Origin of the sequence: Microbacterium atlanticum, from assembly GCF_015277815.1 — a bacterium.
Classification (GTDB): Bacteria; Actinomycetota; Actinomycetes; order Actinomycetales; family Microbacteriaceae; genus Microbacterium; species Microbacterium atlanticum.
Map to the genome: position 1 here is coordinate 3,362,431 of NZ_CP063813.1, position 12,617 is coordinate 3,375,047.

A 12,617-nucleotide genomic window follows, 5' to 3' on the forward strand; every position below is an offset into this window, starting at 1 on the left:
GTCAGCCGCCGAACTTCTCCAGGTTCTCCTGCATGAGGGTGGTGGCGCGCTCCGCCTCGCGGGTCAGCGCCTCCTCCGGAGTGGCCTTGCCGAGGATCGCATCCGACACCGCGATCTCCAGCGTCTCGGCCTGCACCGGCCCGAGGCCCGGGACGGCCGGCAGGAACCGCATGTTGTCGATCTGCTCGGCGATCGGCGCCTGCATCGTGCCGTCCAGGGCTCCGCCGGTACGGACCGACTCGCGCGCGGGGATCATGCCCGCCCCCGCCCACTCGGCCGAGTTCTCGCTCATCCAGGCGATGAAGACCTTGGCCGCGTTGACCTTGTTCGCGTCGGCGTCGCGCTGGCGCGGGAGGAAGAAGTTGTGCGAGTTCGCCCAGACTGCGGGGGTGTCGCCGATCGTGGGCACCGGTGCTGCCGCGAACGGCAGTCCGGACTCCGTCAGGTCGTTGATCTGCCAGATGCCGTCCCACGTGATCGACGTCTCGCCGTTCTTGAACGCGACGTACTGTGCGTCGATCGCCATGTCGGCGGGGCTGTAGCCCTCATCCACCATCGATCGCATCCATTCGAGGGCCGCGACGCCCTCCGGCGAATCGAACGTCGCCTCCGAGCCGTCCTCCGAGTAGGGCTCGCCGCCGTTCTGCCATAGCAGCGACAGATCCATGAGGTGCCCCGGCCACAGGGCCGGCATCCAGAACGGGGTCTCGTACCCGGCAGCCTGCAGCTTCGCCAGCGCGTCCTCGAACGAGGCCTGGTCGGTGGGCGGCTCGGTGATGCCGGCGGCGGCGAAGTGGTCGGTGTTGTAGTACATCGCGAGCGAGTGCACGTCCAGCGGGATGCCATATCGCGCGTCGTTGTACACTCCCGCGTCCCACACCTCTTCGGTGAAGTCGCCGGCTGACAGCTCCAGCTCGTCGGCCAGGTCGTCCAGCGGCATGATGACGTTGCGCGCCGCCATGCTCGCGAGCTGGTCGAGATGCATCACGCCCACGTCCGGCCCTTCACCGGCGGTCACGGCGGCAGGGAGCTTCTGGTAGAAGTCGCTCCACTCCTGTGTGGTGTTCTCGATCTTGATGTTGTCGTGCTCTTCCATGAACTGGTCGACCATCGACTGCATGAACGGACCGTCACCGCCGGTGAAGCCGTTCCAGTACTGCAGGGTGACCTCCGGGCCGTCGTACTCGCCGGTGAACTCCCCGCCGGCGTCGCCGCCGCCGGAATTCCCGCCGCATGCCGTCAAGGCCAGCGCGCCGGCGGTGATGACCGCCGCGGCTGCAAATCCTCGCGTGAACCGAAGCCTCTTGCTCACTTGCGTCCTCCTCGTTGAAAACGACCGGCCCGAGCCGGCGTCGGCGCTGCTGAGTGCGCGCTGGATCGAATGTACAGCGCTGTAAAGCAGATGTCCATCCCCCTTCTCGCGGTCTACACTCACTGGCGGGAGGGTCGCATGGCTCGGATTCGCATGGTCGACGTCGCGGAGCGCGCGGGCGTCTCGCTCAAGACGGTCTCGAACGTGGTGAACGACTACGTGCACGTCCAGCCGGCGCTGCGGGCCCGGGTGCAGCAGGCGATCGACGAGCTGGGGTACCGCCCCAACCTCACGGCACGCCGCCTCGCGACCGGCAGGACCGGCATGGTGGCGCTCGCCATGCCCGAGATCGACCACCCCTACTTCTCGGAGATGTCCAGCCATCTGGCCGACATCGCAGCCGAGGCCGGCTATCGCGTGATCATCGAGCAGACCCTCAGCGACCCCACGGCCGAGCAGGCGGTGCTGAGGGATCGCGAGGCGGGCCTCGTCGACGGCGTCATCTTCCAGCCGACCCGGATCGCCACCCTCGACATCGCGCGGCTCCACGACGACCAGCCCCTCGTGCTGCTCGGCGAGGTGGAAGCCCCGGTGACGACCGACCACGTGATGATCGACAACGTCGCCGCCGCCGCGGACGGCGTCGCGCACCTGCTGGCGCTCGGGCGCGAGAAGGTGGCGTTCGTGGGGCTGGTGTCGGGCGACATCACCTCGACGAACCGGCGGCGACTGCTCGGCTACCAGGAGGCGCTGCTGGACGCGCACCTCCCGCTGCGACCGGAGCTCGTGCTGGAATGCCAGGGGTTCGCGGCTGCCGACGCGGAGGCGTCGGTCGCCGGCGCCCTCGAGCGCGGCGTCCGGTTCGATGCGATCCTGTGCCGCGACGACCGATTCGCCGTCGGGGCGCTGCGGGCGCTGCGGCGGGCCGGCCTGTCGGTGCCGGGCGATGTGGCGGTCATGGGCTGGGACGACACGGTTGTCACCGGCTACACCACGCCGACGCTGAGCTCCATCGCGCCCGACAAGCGCGAGCTCGCCACCCGCGCCTGGCAGCTCCTCGAGGAGCGGATGTCGGGCTACCACGGGCCCGGCCGTCACCTGGTCGTCGGCCACGGCGTGACCGTGCGCGAAAGCGCCCCGTAGGCCGGTGCCCGAAGCGGGCCGGCGGGAAATCTCTTCCGGTGGGTTTACAGCGCTGTAAGAATGCGCGATGATCCCTACATGCAGATTTCGTTGACGCGCGCCTCCCAGCAGGACGGCACGTACCCGCGGCCTCAGCTCGTGCGCTCCCACTGGGTGGATGTGACCGACCGCTGGGAGTTCGCCTTCGACGACGAGGACCGGGGTCTGGAAGCCGGCTGGCATCTGGGGGCCACCGCCCTCGCACAAGAGATCCAGCTCCCGTTCCCGCCGGAGTCGCGGGCGTCGGGGATCGGCGATCCCGGGTTCCACCACGTCGCGTGGTACCGCCGCGTCATCTCACAGGCAGAGCTCGACGCCACCGGCCGGTCCGACGAGCGCGGCCTCGTGGTGCTTCGCTTCGGCGCCGTGGACTACAGCGCGCAGGTGTGGGCCGACGGGCGCCTGCTCGGCCGCCACGAAGGGGGCCAGACCCCGTTCGCCTTCGAGCTGCCCGCCGACCTCGCTGCGCGCCCTGAGGTCGCGATCGTCGTGCGCGTCCAGGACGATCCCGCCGACGTCGCCCAGCCGCGGGGCAAGCAGGACTGGCTCGAAGACCCGCACGTCATCTGGTACCACCGCACCACCGGAATCTGGCAGCCCGTGTGGCTGGAGGCGGTCGCACCGGATCGCCTCGAGCGCCTGACCTGGCGCACCGACGTGCCGGGGGCCACCGTAGATCTGACGGTGCGCTTCGCCCGCCGGCCCGTGGACACGATGCAGCTCCAGGTGGAGCTGACCTACGACGGCGCACCGCTGGCGTCCGCGTCGGTGCCCGCCGCCGACCTCGAGCAGACGGTCACCCTGCACCTCGCGCGCCAGCGCAACGGCCAGTCGTACGAGGGTCTGCTGTGGTCGCCCGATCACCCGCGGCTCATCGACGCGGTGGTGCGGCTCGTCGACGGGGCGGGGCGCGTGCTCGACGAGGTGGGCTCGTACCTCGGCCTCAGATCGATCGCGACGTCCGGCCGTTCCCTTCTGCTGAACGACCGCCCCGTCGTGCTGCGCTCGGTCCTCGAGCAGGGGTACTGGCCCGAGAGCCACCTCGCCGCGCCCAGCGCCGAGGCGCTGAGAGCCGAAGTGGAGCTGATCCGCGCGCTGGGATTCAACTCGGTGCGACTCCACGAGAAGGCGGAGGACCCCCGCCTGCTGTACTGGACCGACCGGCTCGGCGTGCTGGTGTGGAGCGAGATCGCGAGCGCGTTCGAGTTCGCGCCCCGCGCCGTGGAGCGCACAGTGCGCGAGTGGATGGACATCATCGCGCGCGATGCGTCGCATCCGTCCATCGTCACGTGGGTCCCCGTCAACGAGAGCTGGGGCGTTCAGCACGTCGCGCACGATCCGTCGCAGCGCCACTACGTGCAGGCGCTCTATCACCTGACGAAGGCGCTGGACCCGACCCGTCTGACGGTCTCGAACGACGGATGGGAGCACGCCGACACGGATCTGCTGACGATCCACGACTACGCCGACTCGGGGGCCGTGCTGGCCGACCGGTACGCCGCCGACGCCCTGGACACCATCGCGGACGAGATCGGCCCGGCCGGCCGTCGCCTGACGCTGCTGCCGACGAACACCAGGACGCTTCCGATCCTCGTCACGGAGTTCGGCGGGATCTCGTTCGCGCCCGGAGCGCCCGCGGACTCCTGGGGATACAGCGTCGCGGACTCGGAGGAGGACTTCGAACGACGGCTCGACGACGTGATCGGCGCTGTCCGCGACGCGGGCGGGCTGGCCGGCTTCTGCTACACCCAGCTCACCGACACCGAGCAGGAGACCAACGGCCTCACCGACGAGCACCGGCGTCCGAAGATCCCCATCGAGCGCATCCGCGCGATCGTCACGGGATCGACCGGCTGCGGCTGATCCGTGCCATGAGGAAAGCGTGAGGAATCTTCACAGAACTGTGAAACAAGCGTGCCGTCGGCGCCATGACCAGCGGCATCCGCATCCGCGGCCTCGCCAAGCACTACGGCCGCGTCCACGCTCTCGACGGCCTGGATCTCACCGTCGAGGAGGGACAGGTCCACGGCTTCCTCGGCCCCAACGGCGCCGGAAAGTCCACCACGATCCGCATCCTGCTCGGACTTGCGCGCAAGACGGACGACAACGCCGGTGCGCCGCTCTCCGCCGCCCGGGCGCACGAGACGGCCGACTTCCTGCGGTACCTGGCGGAGCGGATGCCGCAGCTCGCCGTCGAATGGCGAGCCGGCCGAGCCGCACCCGGCCCCGCCGCGGACGATCGCGGGGCCGCGGCCGGGTAGCCTTGCCCGAGTGACCGACGCCCCCCGCTACATCGTTGCCACCGACGGCGCCTGCAAGGGCAACCCCGGGCCGACGGGCTGGGCGTGGGTGGGCGAGGACGGGCACTGGGCCGCCGGCTCGATCCCCCTCGGCACCAACAACATCGGGGAGCTCACCGGGCTGCTGAAAGCCATCGAGGACCACGCCGACGTCCCGCACCTCGTCGTGCAGGCCGATTCGAAGTACGCCATCGACACCTATACGAAGTGGATGGACGGCCACCGCCGGCGCGGCTGGAAGACCTCGACCGGGGCCCCGACGAAGAACGTCGACATCCTCGAGCAGTTGATCGCGGCGCGCGACGCCCGCCGTTCCGCCGGCCTGCCGGACGTCGTGCTCGAGCACGTGCGCGGCCACTCCGGGCATGTGCTGAACGCGTGGGCGGACGAGCGCGCCGTGCGCGCGTCGGAGCATGCGGCCAAGGGCACCGCGAGCGCGTGGTCGTCGCTGGGCGCCCAGGAGCGGATCGACGTCTCCTCGCCCCCGAAGAACGGCCGCTGATCCGGCGCGGTCCCCTGCGTGCCGGATCGCCGGTCAGTCCGACGCGGCCTCGACCAGGTGCTGCTCCAGCGCATCGACGGCAGGACGCTGGCCCTTCACGAGACGTTCGCGCGCGGCATCCAACGACATCCACTCGGCACGGTCGACCTCGGGGAACCGGGCCGTCCGCCCGGAGCGGGGCGGCCACTCCAGCTCGAACTCGCCGAACTCCAGGCCGTCGAGGGACAGCCCGGCACCGTCGGCGACGAACACCGTGACGCGCTTGCCGGACGAGTAGGCGAATGTGCCGAGCTCGGCGTACGGCGGCTCGGGCGGCTCGATGCCGAGCTCCTCGCGGAACTCGCGGCGCGCGGCGTCGAGCGCGCCCTCCTCGCCTGCGGTGAACTCGCCCTTGGGGATCGACCACGCGCCGGCATCCTTGCCCGCCCAGAACGGCCCGCCCATGTGCGCGATGAGCACTTCGGGTCGAGGCTGCATCCGGTACAGCAGGATGCCGGCGCTGGTCGTCACCATCTCCGCTCTCCCGCGGGTCAGACCCGGGACTTCGGGGAGACGGTGTAGGTGTCCTCCGGGTCGTCGTAGACCACACCCGACAGCGCGGTGTCGATCGCCGACATGGTGTCGGCGTCGAGCACGACCCCCGACGCCTTGACGGTGTCGGCGAGCTGCTGCGGGCGGGAGGCGCCGACGATCGCGGAGGCGACGTTGCGGTTCTGCAGCACCCACGCGATCGCGAGCTGCGGCAGGCTCAGCCCCGCCTGCTCGGCCACCGGCTTGAGCCGCTGCACGGCCTCGAGCACCTCGTCGCGGAGGAAGCGCTGAATGAACTGCGCGCCGCTCTTGTCGTCGGTCGCGCGCGAGCCCTCCGGCAGCGGCTGACCGGGCAGGTACTTGCCCGACAGCACGCCCTGCGCCATCGGCGACCAGACGATCTGCGAGATGCCGAGCTCCTCCGAGGCGGGAACGACCTTCCCCTCGATCACGCGCCACAGCGCGGAGTACTGCGGCTGGTTGGAGATGAGCTGGATGCCGTAGCTCCTGGCCAGCGCGTGACCCTCGCGCAGCTGCTCCGCCGTCCACTCCGAGACGCCGATGTAGAGCGCCTTGCCCTGACGGACGATGTCGGCGAACGCCTGGAACGTCTCCTCGATCGGGGTCTCGTAGTCGTAGCGGTGCGCCTGGTAGAGGTCGACGTAGTCGGTGCCGAGCCGCTTGAGCGAGCCGTTGATCGACTCGAGGATGTGCTTGCGGCTGAGCCCGGTGTCGTTCGGCCCCTTGGGGCCGGTCGGCCAGTACACCTTGGTGAAGATCTCGAGCGACTCGCGGCGCTGCCCGCTCAGCGCCTTGCCCAGCACCTCCTCGGCGAGGGTGTTGGCGTAGGTGTCCGCCGTGTCGAACGTCGAGATGCCGGCGTCGAGCGCCGCGTGCACGGTGTCGATCGCAGCGGAGTCGTCGACCTGCGAGCCGTGGGTGACCCAGTTGCCGTAGGTGATCTCGCTGACCTTGAGACCGCTGTTTCCGAGGTACCGGTAATTGACCATGAGAAAACGCTACCCGCCCGCGCCATGCAGTCGGCGCGCGCGCGTCCGTTTGCGAACGGATGCCGAGGGCTCGACTGCTGTCGACCCCGCGGTCTCAGCTCACCGAGGCCGTCTCCCCTTCGGTCGCGTCGTCCGGCACGACGCGCGCCGCATCGGGCTGGCCGGCGTCGGCGAGGGCGGGCGCCTCGTCGTCGACGTCGGTCGCGGCCTGCTGGAACTGCGAGTTGTACAGCCGGAAGTACGCGCCCTTGACGGCGATGAGCTCGTCGTGCGTGCCCTGCTCGACGATCCCGCCGTTCTCCATCACGAGGATGAGGTCGGCGTCGCGGATGGTCGACAGGCGGTGTGCGATCACGAACGACGTGCGGCCCTCTCGCAGCGCCGCCATCGCGTGCTGCAGCAGCAGCTCGGTGCGGGTGTCGACCGAGCTCGTCGCCTCGTCGAGGATCAGCACGGACGGCTGCGCCACGAACGCGCGCGCGATCGTGATCAGCTGCTTCTCGCCCGCCGAGATGTTGGACGCCTCCTCGTCGAGGAGCGTGTCGTAGCCGTCGGGCAGCGAGTGCACGAACCGCTCGACGTACGTCGCGCGGGCGGCGGCGAGGATCTCGTCGTCGGTGGCGTCGGCACGGCCATAGCGGATGTTCTCGCGGATCGTCCCGGCGAACAGCCACGGATCCTGGAGCACCATGCCCGTCTTCGCCCGCATGTCGCGCCGGGTGAGCAGCGAGATGTCCTGCCCGTTGAGCAGGATGCGCCCGCTGTCCAGCTCGTAGAACCGCATGAGCAGGTTGACCAGCGTCGTTTTGCCGGCACCCGTGGGGCCGACGATCGCCACCGTCTGCCCGGGCTCGACGCGGAACGACAGGTCGTGGATGAGCGGGTGGTCGGCCGAGTAGGAGAACGCCACGTCCTGGAACTCGATCGTCCCGTCGCCGTCCACCGGCGCCGGCGCGTCGGAGGCATCCGGCTCCTGCTCGGGCTCGTCGAGGATCTGGAAGACCCGCTCCGCGGATGCGGTGCCGGATTGCACCACGGCAGCCATGCCGCCGAGCTGCGACAGCGGCTGGGTGAACTGCTGCGAGTACTGGATGAACGCCTGCACGTCGCCCAGCCGGAGCTGGCCGCCGGCGACCATGAGCGCTCCGAAGACCGCGATGCCCACGTAGGTGAGGTTCCCGATGAACATCATGGCGGGCATCATCGTGTTCGAGAGGAACTGCGCCATGAACGACGCCTGGTACAGCTCTTCGTTCTCGGCCCGGAACGCCTCGCGCGAGCTCTGCTCGCGGCCGTACACCTTGACCAGCGCGTGCCCCGAGAACGACTCCTCCACGCGCGCGTTGAGGCGCCCGACCTTGCGCCACTGCGTGCCGAACGCCTTCTGCGAGCGCGGCCCGATGACGCCGAAGAGCACGCCCATGAGCGGGAAGCTCACCAGCACCACGAGCGTCAGCTGCCACGAGATCGACAGCATCATGATGAGCACGCCGACGACCGTCAGCACCGCGGTGAGCGCCTGCGACAGCGACTGCTGCATCATCTGGGTGATGTTGTCGATGTCGTTGGTGACCCGGGAGATGAGCTCGCCGCGCTGCACCCGGTCGAAGTACCGCAGCGGAAGGCGGTTGACCTTCGCCTCGACGTCTTCGCGGAGGCGCCAGATGAGGCGCACCATGATGACGTTCATGACGTAGCCCTGCAGCCACATCAGCAGCGCCGACGCGAAGTAGAGTGCGAGCACGATCAGCAGCACGCGGCTCAGCGCCAGGAAGTCGACGCCGGCGCCCGGCACGAAGTGCTGCATCGCCTGGACGATGTTCGCGAGATCCTGCTGTCCCTGCGCCTCGAGGCCGGCGACCACCTGCTCCTTCGTGGTGCCCGCCGGTGTCATCGACGACACGACGCCCTCGAAGAGGATGTTCGTCGCCTCGCCGAGCACCTTCGGCGACAGCACGGCGAGCACGACGCCCGCCGCGCCGAGGACCGTCGCCAGCGTGAACGCGACCGCGTGCGGCTTGAGCAGCCCGAGCAGGCGACGGAACGACGGACCGAAGTGGGCGGCCTTGCCGGGGGCGACCGCGCCGCTCCAGTCGTCTGCGGCGATGCGCGCCTGCTCGCCGAGCTCGATCTCGGCCTTCTCCTCGGCGCTGAGCTCCGCGACGGCGTCCTGAACGCGGCGGCGGGACCTGGGCTGCTGCTCGCTCATCGGGCGACCTCCGCTCCGAGCTGGGATTCGACGATCTCGCGGTACGTCTGGCTGCTCTCGAGCAGCTCCTCGTGCGTGCCGAGCCCGACCACGCCGCCGTCGTCGAGCACGACGATGCGGTCGGCGTCGATGATCGTCGAGACGCGCTGCGCGACGACGATCTTCGTGACGTGCGGCAGCTCCCGCCACAGTGCCTGCCTCAGCCTCGCGTCCGTCGTGAGGTCGAGCGCCGAGAACGAGTCGTCGAACACGAGCACGCGCGGGTCGTGGACGATCGCCCGCGCGATCGCGAGGCGCTGGCGCTGGCCGCCCGACACGTTCGTGCCGCCCTGCGCGATGCGCGCGTCGAGCCCGCCGTCCATCTGGCTGACGAAGTCGCTGGCCTGGGCGATCTCGAGCGCCCGCCAGAGCTCGGCGTCGGTGGCATCCTCCCGCCCGAACCGCAGGTTGGAGCCGACGGTGCCGGTGAACAGGAACGGGCGCTGCGGCACGAGGCCGATCGTCCGCCACAGGGCGTCGAGGTCTGCCCGCCGGACGTCGACGCCGCCCACGAGCACCGCGCCGTCGGTGACGTCGAACAGCCGCGGGATGAGCGAGACCAGGGTCGTCTTGCCCGCACCCGTGGAGCCGACGACGGCGACCGTCTCACCCGGATCCGCTCGGAACGTGACGTCCGCGAGGATGGGGTGCTCGGCGCCGGGATAGGTGAAGGTGACGCCGCGGAACTCGACCGCCCCCGGCTCGGGGAACGCGGCGACGGCGTCCGCCGGGCGCACCAGCGTGGAGCGCGTGTCGAGGACTTCGCCGATGCGCTCGGCCGAGACGGCCGCGCGCGGGATCATCAGCGTCATGAAGCTCGCCATGAGGACGCCCGAGAGGATGATCATGGCGTACTGCATGAAGGCGAAGAGCGTGCCGATCTGGATCTCGCCGCTGTCGACCTGCATGCCGCCGAACCAGATCACGCCGATGACCGTGACGTTGAGGATGAGCATCACGGCCGGGAACAGCAGCACGAACAGCGAGCCCACCTTGCGGCCGACCACCATGATGTCGGTGTTCGCGACGCGGAAGCGCTCCTCTTCGATGGGCTCTCGCACGAACGCCCGGATGACGCGGATGCCGGTCAGCTGCTCGCGCATGATGCGGTTGACGCCGTCGAGCTTGCCCTGGAGGCTGCGGAACAGCGGAACCATGCGGGCGATCACGACGCCGGCGACCAGCAGCAGCACGGGGACCGCGATGGCGAGGATCCAGGCGAGGCTCGCCGCCTGGTCGATCGCCAGGATGATCCCGCCGACGGCGAGGAGCGGCGCGGAGACGAGGAAGGTCGCGCCCATCATCGTGAGCATCTGCACCTGCTGCACGTCGTTGGTGTTGCGGGTGATGAGGGAGCCCGCGCCGAAGCCGGTGACCTCGCGCTCGGAGAAGGCCGACACGCGCTCGAAGATGTCGTCGCGCATGTCGCGGCCGAGCTTCATCGCCGCGCGGGCCGCGAAGTACGTCGCGATGATGGCGGCGACGATCTGGCCGAGCGAGATCGTCAGCATGACGACGCCGGTGCGCCAGATGTAGTCGGTGTCGCCCTGGGAGACGCCGTTGTCGATGATGTCGGCGTTGAGGCTCGGCAGGTAGAGCGATGCCAGAGCGGAGGCGAACTGGAACACCAGCACGCCCAGCAGCAGCCACCCGGATGACTTCAGGTAGCGGACGAGGAGCTTGGCCAGCACGGAGGTCTCCCGGATGCGGCGGCACGGCAGGGCATGGCGAAGCCCGGCTCATGCGATGGATGGATGCGGCTCCCACCCTGGCACGGGCCGCCGACATCGCGCATTCGCGTTCACCGAGAGCGGAACGGGCCCGCCGGATCGCGCGCCGCGGCGCTCAGGCCTCCGCGCCCTGCGCGATGCCGGCTCGCTCGCGCCAGCTGCGCGCCGTGACCCGGTCGAGGGCCACCTGCCGGCGCAGCGCGTCGGCCTTCTCGTAGAGCGACGGATCGCCGTAGCTGGTGAGCACCTTCACGATCACGGGCAGCAGCTCGATCATGAAGAACAGCACGGAGATGAGCAGGTGCGCCCACTTCAGCGTCGGCTCGCGCTCCCCCAGCCGCTCCAGGGCGCCGATCTGGCTCAGCAGGCCGACCGCGCCGGCGTTGCCGCTCGCGATCTCCGCCGCCCGGGCGTCGTACGCGGCGAGCGCCGCCTGGTACTGCTCGCGGGCGGCCGGCAGCTCGTCGCGCGCCTGCTGCTTGTTCTGCTCCTCCGACGCGCTCGCGGCGGCCGTGCCCGACGCCTGGGCGTCGGCGAGGTCGGCCTGGGCCGACCGCAGCTTCGCGGCGAGGTCGTCGTAGGATGCCTGCGCGGCGGCCAGCTGCGCCTCGGCGGCCTCGGAGCTCGCCCCCTCGCCGGCGACGCCGCTGCAGCCCTCGACCTCGCCGGCGCCCTGGCCGTTGATCTCGCACTGGTAGATCGCCCGCGCCTGGTCGATCACCTGCTGCTGCTCGGCGAGCTTGGCGGTGAGGTCGTCGACGGACGCCTGCGCCGCCGCGGCGGACGCGGTCGTCGTCTCGGCGCCGTCGACGACGCCGGTCGCCGCCTGGCTCTCCAACGCGGCGACCCGCTCGCTCGCGGCGTCGAGCGCCTGCCTCTCCGGGCCCGAGGTGACGGCATCCTGATCCGACTGCGCCTGCGTGATGTTGGTCGCGTTCACCTCGCGTGCGATGTCGTTCTGGAAGATCTGCAGCACGAGGGGCTCGGCCACGACGATGCCGATCACCGCCGCCATGATCACACGAGGGATCGCGAGCCCGATCAGCCGCCACACGTTGTGCGTCGAGCGCATCGTCGAGGTGAGGAAGCGGTCGAGGTTGAAGATGATGAGCGCCCACACCAGTGCGAGCGGCACCGCGACGAAGGCGGCGATCCGCACCCCGGTCACGAGCGCGAAGTACATCGAGATGGCCGAGACCAGCGCCGTCCCGGCGAGCACGAAGAACATCTGCACGAACCGCGGGGTCTCGGTGGGGACCTCGTCGAGCACCGAGCCCTCGGCTCCGCCCAGCACGGCGAGGCGCCGTGTGGCCGACGCCCGCTCACGGCGGCGCTCGGCGCGCTTCGGCCGAGGGGCGGGAGCGGGCTCCGGCGCGGCCGGCTCGGTCGTGACCGGCTCCTCGGCCTCGGCGTCGCGCGGCGCGGAAGCCTCGTCGGACGCCGGCTCCTGCACGGCTCCCCACTCGCCGACGGCGGGCTGCTCCTCCGGCGCCGACGCGACGCGCACCGGCTCGGTGGCATCCAGGGCGAAGGCGTCCTCGAGCAGCCGCGTCTCGGGGAACGGGTCGGCGGGGCCGTCGTCGCGACGCCCGTCGGTCGGCTCGCCGGCCGCCTGCTGCGCGCGTACGTCGTCGAGGTACAGCTCCTCGGCCTGATCGGCCGGCGCGTCGAACTCGATGCGTCCGTCGGAGCCGAACCGGCCCGGCCGGTGAGCGGAGAAAGACATCCCGACACCCTAGACAACGCAAGCTGAGCGACTGGTGGGTGGACGGCGGCGGAGAGCGGATGCCGCGGGCCGCGGC

General features: G+C 70.4%; 9 protein-coding genes and 1 pseudogene. 4 read left to right on the top strand and 6 right to left on the bottom strand.

Annotated features, from left to right (window positions below; genetic code table 11):
• Window position 1 precedes the first annotated feature (1 nt).
• Window positions 2-1,312 carry an ABC transporter substrate-binding protein gene (locus tag IR212_RS15360; protein WP_194396720.1) on the bottom strand — a complete coding sequence of 437 codons (1,311 nt, stop codon included), beginning with the start codon at window positions 1,310-1,312 and terminating at the stop codon, window positions 2-4.
• Between the two features lie 153 nt (window positions 1,313-1,465).
• Here IR212_RS15360 and IR212_RS15365 point away from each other — a divergent pair, with 153 nt between their 5' ends.
• The 4 genes and pseudogenes from IR212_RS15365 (at window position 1,466) to IR212_RS15380 (ending at window position 5,296) form a co-directional block, all read left to right on the top strand.
• Window positions 1,466-2,455 (top strand): LacI family DNA-binding transcriptional regulator, encoded by a 990-nt coding sequence (locus IR212_RS15365; protein WP_228479367.1) that lies wholly within the window; start codon window positions 1,466-1,468, stop codon window positions 2,453-2,455.
• Window positions 2,456-2,533: 78 nt separating this feature from the next.
• Complete coding sequence (locus IR212_RS15370) at window positions 2,534-4,357, top strand: glycoside hydrolase family 2 protein (protein ID WP_194396722.1); 1,824 nt, start codon at window positions 2,534-2,536, stop codon at window positions 4,355-4,357.
• Between the two features lie 65 nt (window positions 4,358-4,422).
• Window positions 4,423-4,605 (top strand): annotated as a pseudogene (locus IR212_RS15375) (ATP-binding cassette domain-containing protein); the annotation flags it as partial.
• A gap of 160 nt (window positions 4,606-4,765) precedes the next feature.
• Window positions 4,766-5,296, top strand: coding sequence for a ribonuclease H family protein (locus tag IR212_RS15380; RefSeq protein WP_194396723.1), 531 nt, complete (start codon window positions 4,766-4,768; stop codon window positions 5,294-5,296).
• Window positions 5,297-5,329: 33 nt separating this feature from the next.
• Here IR212_RS15380 and IR212_RS15385 read toward each other — a convergent pair whose 3' ends face one another.
• The 5 genes from IR212_RS15385 to IR212_RS15405 form a co-directional block, all read right to left on the bottom strand.
• Window positions 5,330-5,809, bottom strand: a complete 480-nt coding sequence (locus IR212_RS15385) for an NUDIX hydrolase (protein WP_194396724.1) — start codon at window positions 5,807-5,809, stop codon at window positions 5,330-5,332.
• A gap of 17 nt (window positions 5,810-5,826) precedes the next feature.
• A complete protein-coding gene (locus IR212_RS15390) occupies window positions 5,827-6,837 on the bottom strand; it encodes an aldo/keto reductase family protein (RefSeq protein WP_194396725.1) in 1,011 nt (336 codons plus the stop codon).
• A gap of 94 nt (window positions 6,838-6,931) precedes the next feature.
• Entirely contained in the window at window positions 6,932-9,046 is a 2,115-nt protein-coding gene (locus IR212_RS15395; RefSeq protein ID WP_194396726.1) for an ABC transporter ATP-binding protein, read from the bottom strand.
• The gene (locus tag IR212_RS15400; protein WP_194396727.1) at window positions 9,043-10,776 is read right to left on the bottom strand and encodes an ABC transporter ATP-binding protein; all 1,734 of its coding nucleotides are present in this window, start codon (window positions 10,774-10,776) and stop codon (window positions 9,043-9,045) included. The genes IR212_RS15395 and IR212_RS15400 overlap by 4 nt, the downstream gene beginning before the upstream one ends.
• A 154-nt stretch (window positions 10,777-10,930) precedes the next feature.
• Window positions 10,931-12,541, bottom strand: coding sequence for a DUF4407 domain-containing protein (locus IR212_RS15405; RefSeq protein ID WP_194396728.1), 1,611 nt, complete (start codon window positions 12,539-12,541; stop codon window positions 10,931-10,933).
• Window positions 12,542-12,617 lie beyond the last annotated feature (76 nt).